The 26802-nt window shown below is 43.2% G+C and carries 18 protein-coding genes; 8 read left to right on the forward strand and 10 right to left on the reverse strand.

Annotation, left to right across the window (positions count from 1 at the left end; translation table 11 throughout):
• Positions 1–19: 19 nt before the first annotated feature.
• The 7 genes from B0E43_RS27070 (at position 20) to B0E43_RS27100 (ending at position 11881) form a co-directional block, all read left to right on the forward strand.
• Positions 20–736 carry a hypothetical protein gene (locus B0E43_RS27070; protein WP_077347630.1) on the forward strand — a complete coding sequence of 239 codons (717 nt, stop codon included), beginning with the start codon at positions 20–22 and terminating at the stop codon, positions 734–736.
• A gap of 3 nt (positions 737–739) precedes the next feature.
• Positions 740–6160 carry an AAA family ATPase gene (locus B0E43_RS27075; RefSeq protein ID WP_077347632.1) on the forward strand — a complete coding sequence of 1807 codons (5421 nt, stop codon included), beginning with the start codon at positions 740–742 and terminating at the stop codon, positions 6158–6160.
• A gap of 118 nt (positions 6161–6278) precedes the next feature.
• Entirely contained in the window at positions 6279–7256 is a 978-nt protein-coding gene (gshB, locus tag B0E43_RS27080) for a glutathione synthase (RefSeq protein ID WP_077347634.1), read from the forward strand.
• On the forward strand, positions 7253–8323 hold the full coding sequence (locus B0E43_RS27085) for a deoxyribonuclease II family protein (RefSeq protein ID WP_077347636.1): 1071 nt from the start codon (positions 7253–7255) through the stop codon (positions 8321–8323). Before gshB ends, B0E43_RS27085 begins: the two co-directional genes overlap by 4 nt.
• 21 nt (positions 8324–8344) lie before the next feature.
• Positions 8345–9715: a glutamate-cysteine ligase family protein gene (locus B0E43_RS27090; protein WP_077347638.1), complete on the forward strand. Its 1371-nt coding sequence runs from the start codon at positions 8345–8347 to the stop codon at positions 9713–9715.
• 54 nt (positions 9716–9769) lie between these two features.
• Complete coding sequence (locus B0E43_RS27095; RefSeq protein WP_077347640.1) at positions 9770–10534, forward strand: hypothetical protein; 765 nt, start codon at positions 9770–9772, stop codon at positions 10532–10534.
• A 3-nt stretch (positions 10535–10537) separates the two neighbouring features.
• Positions 10538–11881: a hypothetical protein gene (locus B0E43_RS27100; protein ID WP_077347642.1), complete on the forward strand. Its 1344-nt coding sequence runs from the start codon at positions 10538–10540 to the stop codon at positions 11879–11881.
• Positions 11882–12143: 262 nt separating this feature from the next.
• On the opposite strand, the gene B0E43_RS27105 is transcribed toward B0E43_RS27100, so the two are convergent.
• From B0E43_RS27105 to hsdR, 7 genes are all read right to left on the reverse strand, one after another.
• Complete coding sequence (locus B0E43_RS27105) at positions 12144–12581, reverse strand: DUF1801 domain-containing protein (RefSeq protein WP_077347644.1); 438 nt, start codon at positions 12579–12581, stop codon at positions 12144–12146.
• Positions 12578–12961: a VOC family protein gene (locus B0E43_RS27110; RefSeq protein WP_077347646.1), complete on the reverse strand. Its 384-nt coding sequence runs from the start codon at positions 12959–12961 to the stop codon at positions 12578–12580. The genes B0E43_RS27105 and B0E43_RS27110 overlap by 4 nt, the downstream gene beginning before the upstream one ends.
• 582 nt (positions 12962–13543) lie before the next feature.
• A complete protein-coding gene (locus B0E43_RS27115) occupies positions 13544–15607 on the reverse strand; it encodes a c-type cytochrome (RefSeq protein WP_077347648.1) in 2064 nt (687 codons plus the stop codon).
• A gap of 791 nt (positions 15608–16398) precedes the next feature.
• Positions 16399–17646 carry a hypothetical protein gene (locus B0E43_RS27120; RefSeq protein WP_077347650.1) on the reverse strand — a complete coding sequence of 416 codons (1248 nt, stop codon included), beginning with the start codon at positions 17644–17646 and terminating at the stop codon, positions 16399–16401.
• Between the two features lie 2 nt (positions 17647–17648).
• Positions 17649–18806, reverse strand: a complete 1158-nt coding sequence (locus B0E43_RS27125; RefSeq protein ID WP_077347652.1) for a restriction endonuclease subunit S — start codon at positions 18804–18806, stop codon at positions 17649–17651.
• Positions 18796–20397 (reverse strand): N-6 DNA methylase, encoded by a 1602-nt coding sequence (locus B0E43_RS27130; protein ID WP_077347654.1) that lies wholly within the window; start codon positions 20395–20397, stop codon positions 18796–18798. Before B0E43_RS27130 ends, B0E43_RS27125 begins: the two co-directional genes overlap by 11 nt.
• A gap of 7 nt (positions 20398–20404) precedes the next feature.
• Positions 20405–22807, reverse strand: coding sequence for an EcoAI/FtnUII family type I restriction enzme subunit R (hsdR, locus tag B0E43_RS27135; protein WP_077347656.1), 2403 nt, complete (start codon positions 22805–22807; stop codon positions 20405–20407).
• Between the two features lie 559 nt (positions 22808–23366).
• On the opposite strand from hsdR, the gene B0E43_RS27140 reads away from it, so the two are divergent.
• Entirely contained in the window at positions 23367–23744 is a 378-nt protein-coding gene (locus B0E43_RS27140) for a single-stranded DNA-binding protein (protein WP_077347658.1), read from the forward strand.
• Positions 23745–23831: 87 nt separating this feature from the next.
• On the opposite strand, the gene B0E43_RS27145 is transcribed toward B0E43_RS27140, so the two are convergent.
• The 3 genes from B0E43_RS27145 to B0E43_RS27155 form a co-directional block, all read right to left on the reverse strand.
• A complete protein-coding gene (locus B0E43_RS27145) occupies positions 23832–25349 on the reverse strand; it encodes a choice-of-anchor I family protein (RefSeq protein ID WP_077347660.1) in 1518 nt (505 codons plus the stop codon).
• A gap of 203 nt (positions 25350–25552) precedes the next feature.
• Positions 25553–25909, reverse strand: a complete 357-nt coding sequence (locus tag B0E43_RS27150; RefSeq protein WP_077347662.1) for a VOC family protein — start codon at positions 25907–25909, stop codon at positions 25553–25555.
• 62 nt (positions 25910–25971) lie between these two features.
• Entirely contained in the window at positions 25972–26763 is a 792-nt protein-coding gene (locus B0E43_RS27155; protein WP_077347664.1) for a peptidase E, read from the reverse strand.
• Between the last annotated feature and the right edge of the window lie 39 nt (positions 26764–26802).

Below are 26802 nucleotides of genomic sequence, written 5' to 3' on the forward strand. Positions count from 1 at the left end.
AAAATTAGCCACTGACAAAATGAAACAATATCACGAGGCCATGCCTCATGGACCAATACAGGAAGTATTCAAAGATGTGTTTTTCGTGACTGGAACTATGAAAAACGAGTTTTTCGGTTCCATGTGGCAGTTTAGCCGAAACATGACCATTGTTCGGGAAAACGGCAATTTGACTATCGTCAATTCTGTCAGACTCAAAGACGAAGCCTTAGCTGAACTGGACCGGCTCGGCAAAGTTGTGAATGTTGTTCGGATCGGCGATATGCACGGAATCGACGACCCCTTTTATGTGGATCGTTATCAGGCTCAATTCTGGGCAATGCCAGGAATGAGAGTTCAGGAAGGATTGCATGTGGACAAGGAACTCAAAGAAGGCGGGGAAATGCCATTCGGAGACTGCACCTTTTTCGAATTCAAAACGGTTCTCCGCCCGGAAGGAATCCTCCGACTAGACCGGGAAGGCGGAATCATGATCGCCTGCGATTCCCTGCAAAACTGGATTTCGCCTGATCAATTCTTCGATGAGAACACTGTGCCAACTATGGAAAAAATGAACTTCTTCAAAAAAGCCGGACTCGGACTGGCCTGGCTTCACGAGAGTCAGCCCAAGCCGGAAGACTTTGAAAGACTCAAAAAGATCGAGTTTAAGCATGCACTATGTGGTCACGGCAACCCTTTGAAACACGAGGCACAGGAAGAGTATCACAAAACTATAGCCCAGTTTTTCAACCTTTAATTTGTGAAAACCCTCCACGACATACTCCAAAATGAAAAAATCTCTGGTTACGTCGTGGAGGAAATCATCCTCGAATCCTATCCCCATATCATTTACCTGGCCCGCAGAGAGGAGGACAATATCAGGGTAGTTTTAAAAACACTTCTCGACCAATACCCCAAAAAAGAGCACCTGGCCAGCCTCAGGAGAGAATACCGGATTATCAAAAAGATTCAAGGCGAAGGCATCATTGCAGTCCATTCACTGATCAATCATGGCAATGGCAAGCAGGCCATTGTAATGGAACAGTTTGGGATTTCACTCGATCGGCATGTGCTGACTTTTGAAAAAGAAATTTTGCCATTGGAGCAATTCTTTTCGATCGCCATACCCTTAGTCAGATGCCTTGGGAAAATCCATGAAAATGAAATTATCCACAAGGACATTGTTCCCCGGAATATCCTTTATGATCCCCAAACTTCAGATATAAGACTGATCGATTTCAGTGCGGCGTCCGAACTCTCACGTGAGCATCAGGATATTGCTTTTCTGAATAATATCGAAGGTTCACTTCCCTACATGGCACCTGAGCAAACAGGCAGAATGAACCGGGACATTGACTATCGGACAGACTATTACACCCTTGGGGTGACTTTCTTTCAGCTTCTCACCGGCAAACTTCCATTTGAGGCAAAAGATGCACTGGAATGGGTCCATTGCCACATCAGCCGTCAGCCTCCCTCCGCGATTTCAATCAATCCTGCCATCCCAAAAATAGTTTCAGACATTATTGAAAAGCTGTTGGCGAAAAATGCGGAGGATCGATACCAAAGCAGTTTTGGCCTGGTGATGGATTTGGAAAAAGCCAGGGAGAATTTCAGCAAAGGTTTGAATGGCCTCAGTTTGCCCTTGGCGCAATCCGATGTTTCCAGACTTTTCCAAATCCCTCAAAAACTGTATGGAAGAACTCAGGAGCTGAACAGACTTGAGAATTTCTTTGAAAACACTACGTTTGGATCTGTTGAATTCTGTCTTGTTTCGGGTTATTCCGGAGTTGGAAAGTCAGTTTTGGTACAGGAACTTGGCCGATCGATTGCCAAAAAAAGAGGCTATCTAATACACGGAAAATTTGATCAGTTTCGCCAAAATGCCGCCTATGTCGCTTTGGCAAGTGCATTCCGGGACCTGATCCGCCAATTACTCGGAGAACCCAAAGAACGACTGGATGAATGGGCCGAAAAAATAGCAAAAGCCCTTGACACCAACGGGCAACTGATCGTGGATTTGATTCCTGAGTTGGAATTGATCATTGGAAAACAAGCTGCCGTACAGGAGCTTTCTCCAGCGGAAACCCAAAACCGATTTTTGATCTTATTTCTGAATTTCGTCAAGGTTTTTGCCACTGAGGAACATCCATTGGTCATCTTTTTGGATGATCTCCAATGGAGCGACATTCCAACATTGAACCTGATCAACCGACTGGTAACAGCTCAGGAGCTGAGCAACCTGTTTCTGATTGGAGCATTTCGGGACAATGCCGTGGATGCCACGCATCCTTTGATTTTGACTTTGGAGGAAATCAAGAAAAAGCGGACAGTCGGTCTCCTGCAACTCGAACCGCTCAGTCAAGAAGCAGTAGATCAGATCATCATGGACACTTTGGTTTGTGATCATTCCAGATCTGAGCAGCTCAGCAACTTATTGTATAAAAAAACAGGCGGCAATCCGTTTTTTACCATCGAGTTGCTCAAAGACCTGCACGAGCGAAAGGTGATTTTTTTCAATCTCAATCGCGGTGAATGGGATTGGGATCTGGAAGCTGTCAGAAATGTCGAAAACAGTGACAGCGTTGTCGATTTCCTGGTTTCCAACCAGCATCGCCTGAATGAAGCCACCCAACACATCCTCCAGTTGGCTGCCTGTATCGGTGCCACTTTTGATCTTAAAACGCTGTCCATTATCCGTGAGGGAAGCATGGAAACGACAGCTTCGGAGCTCTATGAGGCGATCAAAACCAATATGGTCATCCCACTCAATGAGAACTATAAATATGTGGGAGTTGGTGGATTGGGAATAGCAGAAATACCTTCTGATTCAGCCGAATCGGCAACCAATCTCCTCAACCCGACCTATAAATTCCAGCATGACCGGGTTCAGCAGGCAGCCTATTCGATGATTCCAAAGGAAAAAAGGCAGGCTTTGCACCTATCGATCGGCAGACTGATTTTGGCACATACCACTCCAAAAGAATTGGACGAGGCCTTGATTGATGTTGTCGGCCATCTAAACGAAGGCCGGACTTTGGTTTTGGATCCTTCCGAGAGAAAAGAATTATCCCGATTAAACCTTGAGGCTGGAGTCAAGGCCAGGCAATCTTCAGCTTATGAAGCGGCTTTGGGCTATCTCAAGATTAGTTTTGAAATGCTGGGCGCCAATGCCTGGGAATCTGACTATTCACTGATGTGGAAACTCAGCGAAGAACTTCAAAGCTGTTTTTATCTGACAGGTGACTGGAATAAGGCCGATGAGTGGACCGAAGTCATGCTCCAAAATGCAAAAACTCCGGTGGAAAAAGGGTTGATTTTAGCGGTCAGAACCCGTCAATATGCAACTATCGGCAAACTTCCTGAATCCATAAAAGCTGCTTACCAGGGTCTCGCAATTCTTGGATTCAACTTCGTCCAAGTTCCGGATATGGAAAATGTCGCCGAGGAAGTCCGGCTGGTCTCCGAAAATCTTCAAGGCAAAGCAGTTTCTGATCTGATCAACAATCCCGAAATCAGCGACCAAAACGCAAAAATTGCCAGTCAATTGCTGATGGAGATTTTTCCTGCGGCATTTTTGTCCGGCTCAGGCAGAATGTTTCCCTACCTGGTTTTGAAATCAGCCAATATCGCACTCAAATACGGAAACAGTCCCGAAACTGCATTTGCCTATGCAGCTTATGCGATGCTGCTTTCTGGATATTTTGAAAATCCGGCAGAAGCCTATAAATACGGCAAACTGGCGGTGGATCTGATCGAAAAGTTCGATGACATTGCGCTCAGATCGAGAATAATCTACGTCTACACCATGTTTGTCCATCACTGGAGTAATCATTGGTCCAGTATGACGCCATGGTTTCAGAAAGGCATCAAAGCGGGCTACCAATCCGGAGACCTTTTGTATCTGGCATACAGTGCGCAGGATTGTATCATTTGGGATCCGACCTTAGACTTGGAGACCGCCTCACGAGAGCATCGGAAACTTCTCGTCATCGTGAAGGAATGCGAGTATCAGGATTCTTACGATTCCGGTACCCTCTTTCTGCAGATGCAGCAGAATTTCCAGGGTTTGACAAAGGGGCAATTCTCCCTGACAGACGACACTTTTGACGAAATGGATTGTGTCAACGGAATGCTGGAAAGGCATTTCATGACCGGAATTGCCAATTATCATATCTATAAAGCGGAGATTCATCTGCTTTACAACGATCCTGCCGGAGCAATTATCCACGTCAGGGAGCAGGAAAAAATGATGGCCTCAGTCATGTCCCTTCCCCAATCGGTGAGATTTTACATCGTGTCTTTTCTGGTCCGATCCATGCTTTTGCCAAACTTGGAAAAGGAGGAACAGGAACCCCTGATCTTGAAAATGCACGAGGCATTGGAGAAGATGACCAAATGGGCTAAAAACTGCCCTGAAAACTTTGAGCACCTCCGATTACTGATGGAAGCCGAACTTTCCGGATTATCAGGCAGAACCAAAGAAGCACTGGACCTTTACGAACAAGCTATCGGTTTGGCTGGCAAAAACGGATTTGTCCGGGATGAGGCGATGGCAAACGAAATGGCAGCACAGTATCTGATTAGACTAGGATTTACCAAAGCCTCCGAGGGATATCTTTTGTCCTCTCATTACTTATACTACCGATGGGGAGCCTATGGCAAAACACGGGATATGGAGAAAAAATACCAGATCTTCCGGGGTGCGGCCCAATATTCCGGCAACAAATCCCCGCGTCCCAGTTTAAATGAAACCAGAACCATGGGATCGGATACGCTCAATGCCGATTTCTTGGATATGAGTTCGGTTTTTAGAGCCTCCCAGATGATCTCCGGAGAACTCGTCCTCAGTAAACTGTTGGTCGCCACACTGCAAATCCTGATCGAAAATGCCGGTGCAAAAAAAGGATACCTGATCGGACAGAAAGACGGCAAACTGGAGGTTCAGGCGCAGGATGATTCTGACCATCCGGCAGATCATTCTTTGGGTGGTTCGGCTAGAAATGCCAATCCGGCTCATTTGCCGACCACAATGATCAATACTGCTTTGCGCACCAACAAACCGATCGTAATCGGGAATGGACAGGAGCAAAATCCGTTTTCCTCTGACCCTTATATCCTCAATCAAAAGCCGCTTTCCATGATGGTGGTGCCACTTTCTGTACACAATCAGGGAAAAGTGGCCGTCTATCTTGAAAACAACCTGACCCACAGTGCCTTCACCGAGGAGCGTGTCAAAGTAATCAAACTTCTTGCTGCTCAGGCTGCTATCTCAATCGAAAACGCCAGAATTTATGAGCAGCAGGAAAAACTGCTGAAAGCCCAGCAGCACTTTGTCCCTATTCAATTTTTGAAACATCTCGGGCACGATGACATCGCCAAAGTAAAGCTGGGTGAGTCAGTTCAAATGGACATGACTGTCTTGTTTTCAGACATCCGCGATTTTACACCTTTGGTAGAATTGCTCTCACCCCAGTCGGTAATCGAGTTGCTCAATCAGTATTTCAGCCACCTGGGAAAACACATTTCCGAATTCGGCGGGTTCATTGACTCCTACTCGGGAGATGAGATTTTAGCTCTATTCGCTGTTCCCGCACATCAGGCAGTGGATGCTGGGATCAAAATGGCCCATGCGCTTTGGGCTTTCAACAGTGAATCCAATTCCAAACACCGCCCTAACCTTAAAATGGGAATCGGGGTAAATACCGGGCCGCTCGTGTTGGGAACCATGGGAGCTTATGACCGGATGCAATGCTCCGTGTTGGGAGATACTGTCAATCTAGCCTCCAGGATCGAGCAATTGACCAAGGTCTACGGAGCCCAGTTTCTGATCGGGGAAAACACCTTTAATGCTTTGGAAAACCCGAAAAACTATTCCATCCGGATGGTGGACAGGGTTGCTGTAAAAGGCAAAGCACAGGCAGTGAGTTTGTATGAAATTTTGGATGCCGAGGTACCGGAAAGAAGAGCTGCTAAGGAGCAAACTCTGACTTTGCTTCAGGAGGGAATGAATGCCTATTACAACCGGGATTTTGCCTTTGCTTTTGAGCTTTTTTCTCAGGGCATGCTGATAGGCCCCGATGATCCTGTGTTTGAAATTTTCGCAAACAGATCTCAAAGATACCTGGAAAACCCGCCTCCAGATGACTGGAAAGGCTACGAGAGCTTATATTCCAAATAATCCTAACCGGATAATTTGTTTTAAAAGTGCTTTCCATGTAACCCTTGGGAAATAAATAAGAATTTTCAGAAGGTGCTGATGTTTAATTTTTCAGAATCAATTAACCGAAAGTTAATTTATGAGTGGTTTTCAAATAGGTATAGTGATGGATCCCATCGAATCCATCAATCCCAAAAAAGACACCTCCCTGGCTTTGATGCTGGAGGCACAAGCCCGGGGTTGGCAACTCGTCTATTTGGAGATGAAAGATCTTTTTTTGAGGAATGGACGTGCCGAAGGAAGGATGCGAAGGGTGAAGGTATTCGACGACTACCATCACTGGTTCGAAATTGGGGAGGAGACCTATGGCAGTTTAGCGGATTTGGACGTCATTGTGATGCGGAAGGATCCGCCATTTGATATCGAGTACATCATGGCCACTTACATATTGGAAAGGGCTGAAGCAGAAGGTGTGCTGGTACTCAACCGCGCCCAATCGCTTCGGGATGTCAACGAAAAAGTCTTCACAGCCTGGTTTCCTCAGTGCTGCCCTCCCAGCCTTCTGACCCGATCCAAAGCTGCGATTCGAGATTTTCTCAAAATCCATCACAAAATAGTGGTAAAACCCACAGCCAAAATGGGCGGTCAATCCATCTTTGTAATCCAGGAAGGCGACCCAAATACGAATGTCATTATTGAGGAATTGACTCAAAAGGAGAGCTGCTATATCCAGGCCCAGGCCTATATTCCAGAAATCGCAGAAAAGGGAGACAAACGTATCATTTTGATCGATGGAGAAGCAATTGATTTTGGCATAGCCCGAATTCCAAAAGGAGATGATCACCGTGGAAATCTGGCAGTAGGTGCAGTGGCAGAAGGATTTGAATTGACCGATCGGGACAAATGGATCTGTGCCGAGATCGGCCCTGAGCTGAAAAAGCGGGGCTTGTTTTTCGTCGGAATCGATGTGATCGGAGATTACCTGACGGAGATTAATGTGACCAGTCCCACAGGTATTAAGGAAATCGGAAAAATCTTCCACATCAATATTGCAGCCCGGTTTTTTGAAGTTTTGGAAAGCAAACTCGAATCGCTAAAAAACGCCAAAAAACCATGATTTCTCCCTTAAGCAATCAATCGGGTCAAGTGGTAGATTGGTGGTTTAGCTACAAGTTACCGGTTAACATCGGCCCTAAAAAAAACACCACCGGGTATGAATTTTTATATTCCGATTCGATTGCTGAGAATGGACTTTCCCAATCCCCTATTTCGCTGGATCATCCGGAATCCGCTTTGGGATTGACACTTGATCAGATATTTTCCCCTGAATCCGGCTATGGCTACATCCTTTGGAATGATGAAATCCCTCCCACCCCAGAAAATCCAAATCCCAAAAACAAAGGAACGAAGGGACATACAAAGGGCGTTTTGGCTTTTTCAAAAAAGACAAACAGCGGGTTTTACCTGCTTCACTCCACTCCCAGATTTCCAACAGAGGGAGCAAAAGTACTTCCCGACTATGAGCGAAAGTTTGGACAAACCTATTTGTGTGTAAGCCTCAAGGATTACGACACCGCAAATCAACTTGCAGAAATCCTGAATGCACAGCATGAAGCACAGGTTTATGCTAGTCATTTACCGGAAACTGGAACTGAGGAAGCCCTATTCAAATTTGCCAATGGTGTACCAACTCCCAAACCAACAGCACCTGTTCACTTTCAATTTGAAACTCACAATGGTGTCCAATTTAGCCTGATCGCAAAAAATAAATCTTGGAGCATGCCTCCCAAAGGAACCAAGATCGGTAAGGACTTTTGGAAAGATCTAGTAGGGCCTACCCTGAAATGTGATATCGATGTGGAATCCTGGAGAAGAGGAGTCGTTTTTGCAGACTTGGATGCTGGAATCTCGGATATCACCGAAGATATTGTAGACGTAGATCTGAGCCAAATTGGAATGAAAGGCTTCACTTGGGCTTTTGAAAAAGACCATGCCAAATGGGGTATCGCTATCAACCTACAACCTGGATTCATCATCATCTCGGACATCAACAGGCAAATCAGTCAGGCGAATCGTGGCGGTGGAGGACTTGCTTTTCAGGCGCCCGAACTTTGGAATTTGCTGGACCAAATTCAGATCAAAGAGAAAAACGTAGAAACCGATCCACACAAAGACCAATCCTAAAACCGAATTTTTTGATAATTCATGGAGAAACCTATTGAAAAACTAAGCCCAGAAATATGTCGGAATTACATTGAAAAGGTGCTTTTTGAACCGACTCCTTCCCAAAACAAAAACTCAAAAGGACCGGGGTTTGTGGGGATAGAATTGGAGGTATTTCCGGTTCGATTCACGGAAAACAGTCAAAATAAAGTCCTTCCCGTGCCGCTTCTGGGCAATCCATTCTCACTTTTTGAAGAGCTAGTAAACACTTCAAAAGGATTTGGAGGCACTGCAAAATCAGCAGAAAAAAAGTGTGTTTCTGACATCGAATTCCCAAACGGAAACTCATTTCAGTTTGAACCGGGAGGACAGGTAGAAATCGTCACAGCAGCCTGTGGCTCTTTACAGGAATTAGTTTCCCACCTCCAGTTCAGCCAAAATATTTTGGATCTCATCTCGGAAAAAAGTCAGATCAGTTTCGCTCAATTGGGCACAAATCCCTGGTTTGATGCTGATCAAATCGGACTTCAACTCGATAAACCCCGATATCGGGCATTGCAAAGGTATTTTTCAGGAATCAGCCCATACGGCATCCAAATGATGCGTCAAACCTGCTCCCTTCATGTCAACCTTGACGTAGGCAAGGATCAGGAAACAAGGGTCAAACGAATGACGGCGGCTAATCTGTTGGTGCCATTTGCGACAGCGATTTTCGCAAACTCAGGAATAATTCAGGGGAAAGTAATGGAGAGAAAATCCCATCGCAGCTTTATCTGGCAAAACCTGGATCCAAGCAGATCGGGGATTTTGGACTGGGGGAAAAGTTCTGGATTTCCAACCCAAGAAAACCTGATCGATGCATATTTGGACTTGGCCATGAAGGCTCCAATTATTCATATTTTAAGTTTGGGGGATCGGGTTTTTCCAGCAAATATTACCTGGGATTATTGGTTGAAAAATCCAACTGAAGGAATTTCCCCCACTTTGGAAGACCTTGACAACCACCTTTCTTTGCTTTATCCCGAGGTGAGACCCAAAGGCTTTCTGGAAATCAGAACTGCGGACGCACTTCCCAGAGATTGGCAATTGGTACCGGCATTTTTCTACACTGGCCTTCTCTATTCGGAGAAATCACTTGACAAGACGCTTGAATTGCTCTTGCCTTTGTCAAATGAAATCAACACGCTTTACAGGGAAGCTTCTTTTGGATTTGAATCAGCCCAGATTTTGAGCCTTTCCAAAACTTTAATGAGCATTGCTTTGGAGGGACTTTCGGGCTTGCCTGAGGAATTTGTCGGGGCAAAACCTCTTGTAAACCTCAACTCATTTTATGAAAAATTCACGGCACAGGGCAAAACTGTAGCTGAGGAAACAAACGCCAGGTTTTCCAAGGGCAAGTCATTGATTTATTGAGAGATTCACTTATCTTCTTTTCTTTTTTAAAACCCATTAAACAACCAAAAAACCATGAGTGATTTTTCACAACTTCAAAAAGTTATTCCTGCCATCAAATCCCAATCCCTTTTGCCAATTGTAGTTTTTGACCTTGACGACACCCTGTTCTCAACTGCGCGGAGAAACCTGATCATCATTCAAAACTTTGCCGCAGATCAGGGCGATGAATACCCGGATTTTGCAAAAGTCGCTGCCAATCTGAAGCTTTCAGACATGAATTGGAGCGTCAGCTATGCGCTTACCCAAGCTGGTTTGGATCCGAATAGCGCTTCTCTGAAACCTTTTATCACCTATTGGGGCAATACGTTTTTTACAGACGACTATGCCTCGATTGATCTTCCAAACCCCGGAGCAGTCGATTTCGCCAATGCCTGTTATGATGCCGGGGCAATGCTTTTTTACCTCACGGGAAGACATATAGGCGATCCAGGACTCAAAAACGGGATGGGTTTGGGAACTGCACTGGACATGACAAACAGGGGATTTCCCTATTGGAAAGGCCGATGTGAGCTCAAACTGAAGAAAGTAAAAACCCAAACTGATGTAGACTACAAATCCGAGGCACTGGCTGAGATCAACTCCTTGAAGGGAAAAGTGGTGGCCACTTTTGACAACGAACCCGGAAATTGCCATCTCTACTTGCAGCATTACCCGGATGCAATGAATTTTTGGGTGAAAACCACCTGGAATCCCAATGACAAAGTCAGCACAGACGGGCTTTTTGTGATTCCTGATTTTTCTGAATGGAAATCTCCGAGCACCAATCCAAACTGCTGAATTATGACCACTCACCGATATTCATTGGGTCCGGTTCGGGCCATGAACGAGCTTTTTCCCGCGGCAAAATTTGCCAACAAAGACCTGAACTTCAAGACTAGAGCCGATGTCATTCGCCATTACACCCAAAACTCCCTAAAAGCAGACCGCATTTCCGGAGTGGATCAGGTCAAGGTCATCAAAGAAAATGAGGAATATTTCATCGAACTCTCCGGCTCAGCATCGGTAGCCATTTTGAAGACCTTTGGCGATCGACATAGCCAGATTTTCAATTCAAAAAATGCCAGAAAAGCCATCCGGGGCAAACGGCTGATGGAGCGTTTTGGAGTTTGGAATCCCCTGAACAACTATTCGGTCAACAAAAACCCATACGACGGCACCTCCAAATGGACGCTTTTTCCGCCTTTGGGACTGAATGTAATCGGTCAAAAAGGGCTTCTCTTGCTTCATTATCCGCCCTGGGCTGTGCTTCAGGCAGGGACTTTTGAAAACGCCATGACCATGCAGCGCTGGGGCAGGATGCTCTCGGCTGCAGGGGTTCCGGCTGACGAGGTGGATCTGTACAAGACCTTTATCGATGTGAATCCGGTTGCCGCTCCGGGATCGGGTGAAAGCGAATACCCGAACGACTACATGCCTATTATGATGGCTTCGGCTTTTTTTGACGGGCCTGAGGACCGGGACTATATCAAATCAATGCTGGAGCTGTACCTAACTCCTCCGGGTTGGCCCGAGGATAGCAAGTACACGCTGCCCCTGCTGATCTGCGGTTCTCCGCTTTATGATCCTCAGGCACCGGGTTGGTTTCGGACAGCATACACAGATATTCTTCCGACGCTGAAAGGAGAAAGCAGCGGCGTCCCCTACTCCATTCCCCTGGTGGATGTGATGCAGACAGGCAAATTTAAAGTTCGGCCTGACTCCAAGCGGGAAACCCCCTATTTCATCGGAAACCACATGATTGCAGCCGGAGTGACTGGAAAATGCACCAAAGATGCTTCCCAAATACCGGACATACGCCAGTATGAAGCTCAGGATCTGGTTGCAGCGACTTTTCTGAAGCTCTACACCGAAAACCCCAATTTGGAACCGGAAGATGCCAAAGCTCAGGCTTGCAAAAGATGGTATGGAAATGAATCCGGAACCGGCGTCCCCGCTCCTCCCGATCCAAATGATGCGCTGACTTTGTGTGCGCTGGCCCAGATGGATTTGTTTTTCAAACCAAATCCGCCCAGTCCACTTTACAATTTTGAAGAAGCTTGCAAGCGATGTCAGGAGGCAAAAGAAAAGAACAATCCCTGCGGAAGCCCGATCGGGCCGACTGATCCGAATAAACTTTCTTGTTGATCCCGTAATGGATTAGTTGAAGGCAAAAATATGGGAAACCCGTCTCCAGAACAGCATAATGAGCAGGGGAAAGCTTAGAAGTCATGATTGAAATTCCAGGCCATTTTCAAAATGCCAGTCGTTACGCCCTAGCGGTTCGAGAATATGACTTTTGTCGGTTTTCGATGCACTTTCTTGTCGGCTTGTACCAAATTTACTTAAATGCACTAAGCGCTTGAATTTACCACCTTATTATATACACTGTTAGGCGGTCAGCTTTCTATTATTTCTTTATTTTAGATATTGTCTGTCCAATAGATTTAGTGGGTTTGTCCATATCTTTTATTGCAAATTCGATTGCTTCTTTTATCAATTCAGTCACTTTAGGGTTTCGATAGTCACTTGGTTTTTTTACATCTATATGTCGTATTAAATTTCCTGTTCCGGTCAATAGTTGATTCGGGTCTTTTAGAAGTGTCCCTTTGTTAAAACCCAAGTTCAAATGGTTTGTGTAAATCGGCAACATACAAAATGCATCTGATAGCCTATCAGAAATTGAAAAAACTGCCGTCAAGGCGTGAGTGTGATAAAGCAGTTCATTACTATTTGGGTACAATTCCAAAATAAGTTCTCTCAAATCTTTAAACAAGTCTATGACTTCCTGATCTTTAAAGTCCAACAAGAATTGAAAGTCTGGGGGTATCGGTCTTGACTTTGTCATCTTGCCCTGTTGTCATTTTGGATTGCACAAATCAGGTTTCCTTCTGTGTCCAAAAATTTCACAATCCAACCCACAAAAGGAATGGCTGTTTTAGGGATTAGAAGTTGTCCACCGTTGTTATTTACACTTTCAACAATATCATCAACGTTCTCAACGCCAATGGTACATTCCAAACCAATTAGATTTTCAGGAACAGGTGAATAATTCCTTGATTGCAAGGCTCCGATGAGTTCTCCGTTCTCTGTCTTATCGGTTTTTATCTGTAAAAAGTCTGATTCTCCGTAAGAGTTGAAACCCCAATCAAAAACTCCATCATAAAAACTTTTTGCCCGTTCAATGCCATCAATGTGAATGGCAAAATGGGTCAATCTATTTTTCATATCTCTGAATTTAAATTGTTACCATGTCGTTTTTTTAGCCATCGCATAACGTCAGACTGTGATAAAACTAGTCTATTTCGGTAAAAAACCCATTTCTAAGCCGTTTAGACGGGTTCCGTAAATTGAAAACTTGATCTTATTCAAGATAGTATTTAGTATTAATACTTTTTATCTATGCCAAAACAGTCCAAATAATCCGTAATTGGCTCTGTTAGGTGTGATTTGACATAGCAAGACCAACTGCGAAAAAGCCGAAGCACACGGAAAGTAAAGTTGTAATCTCCCAAAAAATAGACATCAAGGGATGATCTAATTTCTTTTTCAAAGCATCCGAGTCTTCCAAAGATGGCTTTCACTCTCCTTTAAGCACATCCAAGACAAATTGATCGTCATTTGAAACAGCCATCCCAAATAGTTAAACTTTCAATTACAGAAAAAATCATGAATCAAATTAGCCCGTCAGAATCAAATTAGAGAACTGGGAAACCGATATAATCAGCGCATTTGGAAATAAAACCTCTTGCTTTGAAATCTTCCGGATACACACCCCAATGAACTTTTGACCACTTAAAATTTCATTGCTTATTCAACCTGCCCAGATTGAATCGGATAGCCACGCTGCGCCCAGACCAGAACACCCTCGTCCAGGATTGCAGTATGCTTGTAACCAAAACGTTTCAGTGTATTTACCACCCGCTGCGATGCTGCATGGGGACAAGCGCAGTAGACAACGATCATTGTACTGTCATTGGGAAGATGCTCGATAAATGTATCCGGCTCTTCGTAATAGGGAACAGAAACAGCCCCCGGAATATGTGTCTGGTGCCACGCCGCCTTGGAACGTGCGTCCAGCATGACGAATCGCGCACTGTCCTGCAGAGCTTTCAGAAGTTGCTCAGAAGATACATAAAGCCCTTCACGAAGTGTAAATTCTGGAGTCTTGTTCTCTGGGTTCAATACATAATCTTCGGGAAGCGGTTCCGTCACAGTAATCGCCCCGGGAGCATTCCATCCTGAGGCCCGGCTTCGGAGATAGGCAGTGAGTGCATCTATTTCTGCGGATTTTAGACTGTCCTTGAAAGCGACCATCGGTGTGCCTTCTCTTCCTTCGGAGATCGCGTACCGCAAAAACGCATCGCTTGCCGTCGCCAGCAGCATGGGATTCCCCAGTGCTGGAGCGTTGATTCCCTCACCTTTTTCACCATGGCAACTTGCACAGTATTGCGTATAAAGTTCCTTTCCGATTGCCAAGTCTCCGGTTACAGATTCTGTCGACAACTCAACGGCCTTCTCCACCCCGCTCAATTCATAAAGCCATTGCAACAAAAGGTCTATGTCAACTTCGTTCAAGGGGCCACCCTGACTTTTGGCATAGCCTGCCATGGCGGTTCCCTGGCGTCCGTAAGAGACTGCATGCCGGAGGTAATTGGAGTTTTGCGTGGTGGCCATCAATGAAGGTGAACGCAGCGAAGGGGCAAAATCTGCCGCATAGCCTTCCCTGTCTTTGCCATGGCAGAGCGAACAATATTTTATGTACATGTTGGACGCAAATTCTATCGAAACACTGTCAAGCTTCTTACCTTTTTCGAAAGTGTAGATCCGGGCCATGGCAGCCTGCTCCTTGGATTCTTCAACAAATTCAAGCTGAACTCCCCGAGCGTATTCCTTCAACACCACCAAACGCTCCGGTAAGGTTTCCATACGCAGCGCTTCTGCCGGCAGGTTTTTCTTCAGAAACTCCCTGGTCTCTGTCAGATTCTTCACTTCAAATCGCAAAGCAAACACACCCTGCCCGCGTGTCTTCAAGAATGTATCAATTCCGTGTTCAGGGGTTTGGGAAGTCATTAGATGCAGTTCCTGGTTATGGGCGATCTTAAAGCGCGCCAAATGCTGAGCTTCAGTGAATTCCAGTTCGGTCAATCCGAATTTTTTGAACTCTTTGCGAGCTTCCTTCAGATTGGTCACCGCAACACGTACGGCTGACATGCCTACTACGCCATTGGGATGATTGTAGTATTGACGCCACGAACTATGAACGGACTCCCATTGATCTTCGAATTCAAAATACGGAAACCCAACGTATTCCATAAAGTTGGGAAGGTGCGCGGAAGGATCTTTATGGTCAAAATCCGCACTGCGCCACTCAGGCCCACCGCTATCCCAATCCCATCCTTTTGGCAGTTCTGCCTTGGTGCGACCTGATTGGAGCGAGTCCATCGCAAAACCCACCGAACTGAGCCAATGTCGTGTCTCTTCTGCTGAAGAAGTGGAAAGTGAATACGTCCGAACGCCTTCCTGCAGTTTCAAAAACGACTTGATGAACGACGGGGCAGAAACGGCGGCAGAATCGCTGATACCAAGAAGTTCGAAAGAGGACATATCTGCAAATCCAACAGAGGCACTGCGTGTACCGGGATAAATCCCGTTTTGAAATCTCTCAGGCGGAGGCATATCAAATCCAAGAACAGCCGCATAGAAATTTCTGGCACTGTCCAAGTCTTCGACCAGAATAGTCGCATTGCTTATACCAAATCCCAGTCCAAGCAGCCGCTTGCCGGGATCCTCTTTGTCCTGATTCGAAGTGCAGGATGAGATCAATCCAAGCAGGAGCATCCCTGCAAAAGTTGAAGTAAAAAGTGTTTTCATAAGGATGTGTTGAGGTGTTTTGGATTCTGAAATAACTATTAAAAAGTTTGCGGCACGGCTATAAACGGGTTACTTGAGCATTGACCTTCCTGCGTACATGACTGAAATCATTCGATTCTTCCAGGAATAGCACTTTGGTAAAAGTTTGACTTATCCATGGAATATAGATCAAAAAAATTAAATCTTGGAGTCTGGAGAACAGCAAGTTGAACATTTTCGCCTAGTGTATTAATTGATAAGCATTAATCTGATGTCCGAATGCAAAATCAGGGAAATAGAAGATGGATGTTCAAATCTCAAGCTCAACTGTAGTCAAGTTGGATCCTGCTGGAGAAACCAATAGCCGAAAGAGACACCATCCCGAAAAGTGTGTAAATAGATTTTAGGGTTAGTTAGAGTTTTAAGCCTACTCAAATCCCACCAAAAATCCCGACTCAATCCCCATAAGAACTTCACGGTTTCCCCGAAAGAATCGGGGCAGGCAGTGCAACAGCGGTTTCAATGTTCGTGCTTCGCACACAACGAAAGCTTAGTTGTTGGCAACTGGTGTTGTGTCAATCGTCCTTGCAAACCATTGTCAGTGTTGGGTTTGAGTGTCATTGTTCGTTTGATTTTTTGTCTTTCTGTAACGGGTTGTGCGTTGCGTTTTTTATTTTTTTTAAGGGTCTGGAAATTTTTTAAAAGCAATTTTGTCCAGCGTTGGCTTTGCAAGTTCTTTGACAAAGCTTTGATCTTTGCGTGGGCTTGCGGGGCTTTGGCAATGTGCCTGCAAATTGGGTAGGTTTTATTTATTAACTCTCATTTTTTAATTTTCCAAATATTCTTCCATCTTTAGTATGTTTAACTTTACCAAAATAAACCGCCTCAAAATATTTGTTTCTTTTGTTGAAAACAAACTTCAAATTTTCTCTTAATTTCTTTTCAAAGAATTCAGACTCAGTAAATCTCATTAAAACTTGAATGTTTTCATTTATGAAATCTGGGTTATATTCATAATTCAAAATTGATTCAAAGTCTTGTTTTATTATTAAACGCATAATCGATTTTGGAAATGCCAATAGGTATGGAACGATTCTTTGTTCCTCCTCTACAAGAAAAATTCGTCCAAATGCCTCGCTTGTGTAAACAATTGCTAATACATTTCCTTCCATATAAAGATAATAACCACTTTTTACTGGAAACTTGTCGTCTAGTTTTTTGAAGTTGAATTGATTGTAGTCTTTTGAAGTTTCAATTTCCTTAATTCTTAACTCCAATGCATCAGTTATTTTCTTCTTTACGCCAATGTTTCTGAATTCGTCAAGATAGTACCTAAGTCGAGCCAATAGCTTGTATTTTCTTGGTTCCATCTCGATTTCAAATGCAGGAGGGTCAACTAGCCAAATTTTTGCATTGCTATTGGGTCTATTGTCTAAAACTCCAATTGTTCCATAATACAAGTTTTGATGAATAGGAATTTGCAATTGTGCTTCTTGTTCCCTAACATATCTTTTCTTTCTATTGATACTTGAATAATGTGCTTCAATTGAATTATTCTGAATAGAGTTGTCTGTAACTGCACTTCCTTTGTTTTCACCTTGGATAAAATTATTGCCAGTTGATGCAATTGGAAGGTCAAAATCAAATGTTGGGTGTCCGTTTCTTCCGGGAACTGTTGGGATTTTTTTCCAATCAGCCGCTGTTAAGTTGTGGATTTTGTTTAATAAGCATAAACCAAGTGAAACTCCAATTCGTTCGGTATATCCAGTTTGCATTAAATCGTTGCCAATTACTCTTGCTTGTATGCTACCATTATTAAACGATAAAAGTTGATTAACAGCACCTAGATTGTCTTGCACCAACGCACTTAACTCGGCATATGTTCTAAATCCATTAACATCCATTTGCCATGTAAACATCATATAGGCAAGAAACTCATCATCAGTTATTGTAAGTCCATTTTCAACAATTTGATTTAAAGCATTAGCATTAGGAAAACCTTGAAACAAATTTTTTTGCTCTTCATTGTAATATGCTATTTCAAGATGCAAATTAGGCATACTTACAATTCTCCTTTAAAGGCTTTGTCCAACAAACTCGGCATTAGTTCGGTTAATTCTTGCTCTGTTTGTTTGTGATGTTCTTTGATACCGTTTGTTTTTTCAAGCAGCTCAACAAATTCTCTTTGTTGTTCAAGTGATGGAACTGGAACTGATAATTTCATCAACTTATCTAAGCCAAGAGTTTTATTTCTACCAGCACCGCCTGGACTGCAAGCATTAATTTCTTCTAATCCTTTTTGAGATAGAAAATGATAACACAAAAATTCCGCTATTGCTTTTTCTTCGTCTGCTATACACGAAATAAAACGATGTGAACCGTAACGGTCGTTATCATCTTCTTTTGCAACTGCAATTCCTCCTTCCCAAGCGAATACATTACTAAAAACTAAATCGCCTGTTTTTATTTGGAAAATCTTTTTTGTAGCTACTTCTGTTCCTGTTAATGCAGGTTTATGAAATGTGCCTTTCCCAAAACAGCGAATACCCAATTCAGGATATAATGCTTCATCTTTTAAAACAACTGGTCTGCGAACAATTGGGGCGACATCTTTCATTGGTAGCCATTCCGAATTTTCTATTAGGTCGGTGTATTTGCTAAAAAGTAAATTGTTTATGTCTTTGGTTTGTTGGGTAGTCAAATCAAAAATTTTGTTTCGTTTATTTCTTATGGTTTCAATCTTCGAAACAATTTGTTTTTGCGTCTGAAGGTCAGGAAGATTAATCGGAAAGTCTAAAAAGAACTTTTCTTTAAATCTATTTCGACTTGCTTTAGTTACACCAATGCAAAACTGTTCAACGGCTTTCCAAGTTTTGGCTTGATTAAAATAGTAATGCAGAAACTGAACATCTGCTTTTTTATCATCTACTTTAAATGTGGGATATTCATCTGATACAAAAAATCCTTCAAATTCATCTTTTACAAAGTCAAATGCACCTTTCCAAGCAAAAAGGCGACTGTATATAAAATTGCCTGATTGTAATTTATTTAATGTTTTACTTCCAATTTCAGAACCTTTTTTCTGTTCACGGACAAATAAGCCTCTACCTTCTAAACTCATACCCAACAAAGTGTATGTTTCAGTAGGAATAAGCGAAATTGTATTATTGACTTGTTCTACAAAATCGCCAACTGTAGTTTGCTTCCAATTACCCTTCATAGCTCAAAGCGATTTTTATTTCTTTTTCAATTTCTTTCATTAAACTGAAAATTTCCTTTTCTCTTTCAATGATTGATTTAGCTAATTCGGCTGGTTCACGATACTCAAATTCGCCTTTTCTGTTCGGGTTTTTGATATCAAGGTTTACGTTAGTCAGTTTTCCATTTTCATCATTCTGAATAATGTCTGCTATTTTAACCTTCCAAGCATTATCATTTTCTTTTCGCTTGTTCCACCATTTTTTTAGCTCGTCAAATTCTTCAAACTGTATGGGTTTTGTTTTACTGTATTTCTTTTTATCAGCAGGGGGCAACAATTCGTAATACCAAATTTGTTTAGTTGGTTCGCCTTGCTGAAAGAATAAAAGGTTGCAAGGTATGTCTGTGTAGGGAGCAAAAATTCCTTCGCCTAATCTTACAATGGTGTGCAAATTAAAATCTTCAACCAATTGTTTCTTAACTCTTGCAGCAATTCCGGGAGCAAACAAAGTGCCGTGAGGCACAACTATAGCGGCTCTGCCGCCTTCCTGTGTTGGCTTTTTGCGTTTTAGTTTTCGCATTATCAATTGCAAAAAGAGTAACGCAGTTTCAGTGGTTTGCCTGTCGTCAGGAAAGTTGTTCAAAATTCCTTTTTCTTCTTCGCCTCCAAATGGTGGATTGGCTAATACAATGTCAACTCTTTCACTGTCGCCAATATCTTTTAAAGGAAAACGCAAGCTGTTACCGCTATCAATTTTCGGATAGTTTAATCCGTGAAGCAACAAGTTCATTTGTGATAGCAAATAGGGAAGTGGCTTTGCTTCACCACCTATGATTGACCTTTCTTGCAGTAGTTTTTTATGCTCTACGGTTTTGGCTTGTTTCTTTAAATGTTCAAATGCTTCAACCAAGAAACCACCTGTTCCGCAAGCTGGGTCTAAAACTGTTTCGCCAATTTTTGGGTCAAGCATTTCAACCATAAATTTTACAACAGGACGAGGCGTATAAAATTCTCCTGCATCACCGCTGGCATCTCTCATTTCTTTTAAGATGCTTTCATACAAGTGTGAAAGTGAGTTTAGTTCTTCGTTGCTTGTAAAATGGATTTCATCAATTTTGTTGATGATGTCACGTAGCAAATAACCGTTAATCATTCGGTTTGTAACGCCTTTAAAAACCGTTGCTATTACGTCTTTGCGTTCTGCACCTGTTTCACTTTGCAAGGCTCGTAAATAGTAGAACAAACCTGTTCTTTCTTTTCCATCGGCAAACTTTACTTTTTCATTACTTACAAAGGCCAATAAATCATCACCTGTCAAATTTTTGTCTTTTGCCCAATCTCTCCAACGGTATGGTTCTTCAATGGCTGATTTGTATTTCTTTCCTTCCAGTTGTGCGTTTACTTCTTGCAAGTTTTCGTTGTCATCCAAGAATTTCAAAAACATTATCCAAGTCAACATTGGCAAACGGTCGCCATCACCGTTCATTCCTTTGTCCTTTCGCATGATGTTTCTGCACGTTTTTATAATGCCACTTAAACGCTGTGCAGGTGTTTCAATAACAACTGGTTTCGCTGCTTTCTTTGGTGCTTTTTCTTTTTTGGTCTTTGCCATTTTCTAGTTATGCTGCCTCTGCGTATAGCAGGGTTTGTAATTCTTCAATCGCTTTTTTGAATTCGTCTATTCCGCCAAATTCATTTACTATTTCTATAGGGTTTCCTTGCTGTGCAATAGGTTCAACCGAAATGATGTCGGGGCTGATTTGATTTAAACCATAGTCCACATATTTTTCTAAAATCAAATTCAATACTTCTTTGGCTCTTTCGCTGTAATTGGAGAAAAGGTCAGGTTTGTTCTTTTTTAATAATTCAGCTCTTTGTTTTCTTGTTAATGGCTTTAAATCAAAGGCGATAAAGCAAATCAAGTCAAAGGGGTCTGCATCTTGTTGCTTCGTTATCTCCATCAATTGATCAATAGAAATTCCGTTGTTTTCCAAGTCTTCCAGAATACCTTTCCTCTCTTGCAAGTCATTCCATTTGCCACGGAAATCATTCAAAGAGGGAAATATTGTCGTGATTTGCTCTTTTGCATACTGAGTAAACTGTATGGTTCTTAGTTTTCCATATGCATCAAGAATCTGAACATTTTCAGCAACAATTGAAACTGTTCCTTCGCTGATATAATATTTTTTTCTTGGGTCCCCTTCGGTTCCGCCTGTGGGTGGATCGTCTGAATCGTCCTCATCTTCCCAATCTTCAGGTTCGTGTATTGATGGGTCTGGTATCCATTCATCACCGTCAATAATGTTCCCGTCTCCGTCAATTTCATCCTCGGTTATCAATGGTGGTTCTCCATCAAAGTCAGGGTCGGCAAAATTTCTTGTTGCACTCCCCGTGTAGTCTAAAATGGTGAAAAAGAGTTTTTCTTTATCTTCTCTTACTCTCGTTCCTCTACCCACAATCTGTTTGAATTCGGTCATCGAATTGACCATCCTAAAAATCACAATGTTTTTGCAAGTAGGAACATCAACACCAGTGCTCAATAATTTGGAAGTGGTTACAATTACTGGAATAAGTTCGTCAATGTCCATAAACCTACCCAAATGCCCTTTTCCAATGTCGCCTTCTTCTGAAACAATACGAACAACATAGTCGGGATATTGCTGAACTAAGTCAGAATTTAGGTTGCTTATTTCTCTGCGGAATTGGTCAGCGTGTTCTTGGTTTACGCAAAACACGATGGTTTTATCAAACCTGCCGTATTTTACCATAAAGTTGTAAAGGTGCTTTACAACTGCTTTTGTTCTTGGCAAATAGGAAAGAGTATTTTCAAAATCGGGAGTTGTATAAATGCCGTCGGGAATTAATTCTCCATTGTCATCCAGTTGTCCTTCTTCCGGTCTGAAACCTGTTGCATCAGTTTCGGTTACTACACGATGAACCAAATAAGGAGCTAAAAATCCGTCCTCAATCCCTTGCTTTAAACTGTAGATGTATAGAGGGTTTCCAAAGTACGCGTAAGTGTCTTTGTTGTCGTCCCGTAAGGGTGTTGCAGTTAACCCAATTTGCACCGAAGTATTGAAATAATTTAAGATTATTCTCCAATTGCTGTCGTCTGAAGCACTTCCTCTGTGGCACTCGTCAATTACAATAAGGTCAAAAAAGTCTCTCGGTAATTTCCTAAAGGCTCCCGGACGGTTGCTGTCCTCTGCCAAAGAGTGATAAGTTGAAAAATATACTTCTCTGCTACTTGGCAAACCTTCTTCGGTAACCAAGCATCTTGCATCTCCAAAAACTGCAAAGTCTTTGGCGTGTGGATCCGTAACTAATATACTTCTATCGGCTATGAATAAAACTTTTGGTCTGCGGTGTTCACCTTTGGTGTTCCACCGGTTATTCCAAAGTTTATAAATGATTTGAAAAGCAATTGTTGTTTTTCCTGTTCCAGTTGCAAGAGTTAATAAAGCTCTTTTTTTTCCTTCCAAAACTGCTTTAACTGCTCGGTTAATTGCAATGCGTTGATAGTATCTGACTTCTTTGCCACTTGTGGCAAAGAATGGTTTTAAAAATGTTTCTTGGATTTCGGGCTTGATAGGTTCGGCTTGGTTAAGTCTAAGCCAAAGCTCTGTCGGTGTTGGATATTTTGAAATTTTCCTTTCAAGTCCAGTGATAAAATCAAATTCTAAAATTTCAGTTCCATTTGTCGAGTAGGCAAATTTAAGTCCGAGTATTTGGGCATAGTCTTTTGCTTGTTGGATTCCGTCCGCAGCTAACTTATATTTTTTCTTTGCCTCAACAATTGCAATCGGGAAGTTTTGTGAATAGCGAAGCAAGTAGTCAAAGCGTTTCGCTTTTTTTCTTCTTGCCTTTCTTCCTATCACAATAATTTTTCCGTCAGTAAAAGTCCGTTGTTCAAGGATTAAATCGTCTGTCCATTGGCTGCCATACAGTTTGGGCAACACTTCCTTTCGGCAAGTGTCCGCTTCACTGTCGTGAGCTTCAATATGTATGGTTTTATCACTCATTTATTCGTTATAAAATTATTGGCAAAATACAGTTTTTATTTAGTGCCATGGCATATAATGGCTCTTTTGGCTTGGCGAAGTGTGGGCTTTGTACGGTGAGGCAAACCAAATGTACCACTTGTGCATCTAGCGAAAAGGAATTTTAAAAAATGCAAAGTGGGGGCTTTTTCATTTTTTCTGCCACCTGTCCCAATAGCAAAACACGGTCAGTTTGTAAGTCAGTCCGCTTGATCGATAAAGTATGTATGTCGAGTCCATTTTCAGTCATTTTATTGCTGTGTTGTCTGTCTTTTTAGCATTGGTGGTAAGGCCAGTATACCCGCAATCTCGCCTATTTCTCTTATCTCCCCCACTCCTCTTGCTCAACCTACTAAATTCTATTGAATTAAAAAATAGCCTCTATCTTCTCCAATCGCATTTTACCCGACAACAAACGACTACAATCGAATACAAACGACTAGCTACCGACTTTTTCTTTTCCCTCCTCCCAACTTTGGTTCATCAACAAGCCTCTGGCGAAAATCTTTATCAAATCTTTCACATCTAATCTTTTAAAACCATGAACGCGCTAAGAAACAAAGTTCAACTCATCGGCCACCTAGGTGCCAAAGTCGAAATCAAAAACCTCGAATCCGGCAAATCTATGGGCCGCGTCACACTCGCTACCAACGAAGTGTACAAAAACGCCAAGGGTGAAAAAGTCACCGAAACCACCTGGCACAACCTGGTCATCTGGGGTAAAAACGCCGAGATCCTCGACAAGTACACCGACAAAGGTTCTGAAATCGCCATCGAAGGCAAGCTCAGCAACCGCTCCTATACCGACAAAAACGGGGAGAAAAAGTTCATCACTGAAGTGGTGGTCAATGAAATCCTCCTGATGGGCGGAGGAAAAGCTGAAAAGAAAGCCATGGCGGAAGCTGACCTTCCCTTTTGACAAACCAAGCTTCCTTCAATAATTCCCAAAAAAAACAGGCGCCGAAAGACGCCTGTTTTTGTAAGAAAAGGACTCAGATTTAGTTGATTAATTGATATAAACAGTAATTCTGCCGTCGCCTTCTGAACTGACGATCAACAGTGGCCGGCCGTTTGGACTTTCCTCAGCCGGAATAAAAAAGAGTCCTTCGGGAGCATCATGTCCTGAGTCTCCCAAGCCCTTAATTCCGTCCAACAGCTGAAGGAACCTGACCGATCCGCTCCCAGAAATTTCATACACCATAACAGCATCGGACCGTTCCAAGCCCACAAAGACCAGATTTCTTCCCCGGATTTGGCCCATCTCTACCTCTTCGGGCTCTACGCCTTTGTTGTCACTTCTCCCATCGTCGTACAGGGAGGAATTGGCGGACAATAGGTCACGCTCCAGGTCGACGTAGTCTTTGACCATCGCACCGTTACCTCCATTCCAAACGGTCAGCGACCTTCCTCCGATCCCATACAGCACATCAAAATCCCCGTCTTTGTCCACATCCCCAGCCGAGGTAGTTACAGTATATCTTCCCAGGTTTTCGTCTTCTTGCAAAGCTTCGGCATTTGGAAAAGCCGTCGGATCCAAGTCCAGGTCTTTGACCCGCTCCTCTTCCCCATATCCGTCATAGTCCCGGGTGTCTCCTTCATTCGCTGTAACCAGATAAGTATTGGCACCTACATTCATGGAAGCAATCGCATCGGGAAGAAAATAGCTCTTCAAGGGCCAATTTTGCAGATTTCCTACGATATCATCCCGATCGCTGACGTCCAGTTCATTGCCTGCAAGACTGTTGTCTTTGAGTCCCAAAGGAAAAATATCAGTGATCTTTTTTCTCCTCAGATCGATCTTGGCGATACCGTTGTTTTCCTGCAAAGTCACCCAGGCATAGGAGGAACTGTGGTCAATCGTAACGTATTCCGGCTCAATATCCTGGGCAAACGAAGCACCCGGTCCGAAGATCCGAAAACCCTTTGCCTTCAAGGTTGGGTATTGTCCCGCAAAAGAAGCGAAACCCAACGTTTCGACTGCATAGCCCTTTTCTACATCGATGATGGAAATGCTTCCCTCGGGATCAACAGTATAATCCGCATTGGGCTCAGCTTCGTTGGCTGACACGATGAATCTACCGTTGGGACTAAACGTCACCATATCCGGTAGGGCTCCAACCAGAATCTGAACCGGACTTGCAGCAAGATCTTTGGTTTTATACACCAAGACTTTTCCCAGGTCGGTCTTTTCGAATCCTTCCACTGCCATAGCCAAAAGACCGTTTTTCACGGAAACAGAATTGACACCGCCCCCATAGGCATCGATGTAAATCGGGGAAAGCTGGACCAGATTACTTGGATCAGAAAAATCAATCACATCTACACGGGATACTCCGTCATTGTTGACAACAAACAAACGCTTGGTCGACGGGTCAAATGCCGTGATTTCAGCGGCAGTCGCTCCGCCGATTTGGATACTGGACAACTCTGCAAAAGTGATATTGCCGGGAAAGGGCCTATTCATCCGCTCGGTACAAGCAGCCAAAAGGAGCAATGAAGCTCCCAGTACATAGATTTTTATCATGAAAAATTAGAATAAGGTTATCAATGAATTGCCATTGAAATTACCCACTCCCTTCTCGAAAGCTTTTAAGATGGGATTACCCTTTGATTATGAAAAAATGAATCGAGCCAACAGAATATTACCCTATGAATATCAATCTGTTAAATATCTTAGAAAGACTGCTCTTTCTTGAATTGCCGCCTGCAAATGACCCCCGCTAATTTTCAATCACAAGATGTGTTATGCCCGATTCTAAGGATATGCCCGTCGGGACATTCGACCAACATCTCCCGCATATTCCATTCTTTGGTCACAGGTTTGGAAAGAATTTTGGCCCCACTATCCTTGATGAGCTCGTAATACTCGTCCACATTGTCCACCACCAAGCTCAACCAAGTAGAGGGATTTCCCTGATCCTGTTTACAAAAAAATATCTCAACTTGATCTCTGTAAACACCGCCAAACGTAGCAGGACTGTCCCATTCCCATTTATTTTCAAACTTCAATTGCTCGGTAAAATAGGCGATGGTTTTGAAAACATCCGTGGAATAGAGGATCGGAATGGCCTTGTCAAATTTCATAGTCAAACGCTTTAGAGATTTCGCTTTTCTCCCAAAAATACCAAAACCAGACCGCAGTCTGCCTACGGCCAAGCTGGAGGCAACACTTCTTTTGGAAAGGCTTTCTCTACAACCTCACCTCCTACCAATGACACATAGTATGCGTTGCTTTTTTCATCAAGAGAAACTACTTTTTTGACTTGTTCATTCTCAAAATAGATTCCCGCTTTATCATCACACGCATGCCCTGCTTTGTATTCACCGCTCTTGATTTTAGACCAGTAAAGTGGTTTCCGCTCGCCTTCGCCATCGTAATGTGGACTGTGGCTTCCGCTTATAAGACCCAAACCTTCTACCGTGGTTAGACTTCCTGGCCGCGAGTCTGTGGTCCCCTGCTCAAACCAACACAGAGATCCTGCACTGCCACCACCTAAAATCACTCCACTTTCATAGGCTTTGCGTAAGGCAAGGTCGATTCCCTGCGCCTTCCATATTGCCATCATATTCAAGGTATTGCCACCTCCTACCAAGATGGCATCCATGCTAAGAAAAATATCCTCAAAGGATTCTTTTTGATTGTAAGAAGAAATAAAGGAGCGTTGAACAAAGGCGCTTAATGGCAGATTGGCGCAAGTTTCAAACCAGCGCATGACATAGCCAGGAGCGTCACCGGTTGCTGTGGGTAAAAAGCAGATTCTGGGATTTTCCTTCCCTGTGAGAGACGCTACATACTTGGTAAATCCCCGATCAAAATCTCCCCCATAAGCAAAAAGCTTCCTGACATTTGGTTTCGAAATTACAGGCTGCGATTGAAGTGATTGAAGAGGAAGTGCTGATGCCACCATGGCGGATTTTAGAAAATTTCTCCGTTTCATTCTTGCTGGTATTTTAGGAAGTGGATTTTAGTTTTCTCA

This window comes from Algoriphagus sp. A40 (genome assembly GCF_002002735.1).
Classification (GTDB): Bacteria; Bacteroidota; Bacteroidia; order Cytophagales; family Cyclobacteriaceae; genus Algoriphagus.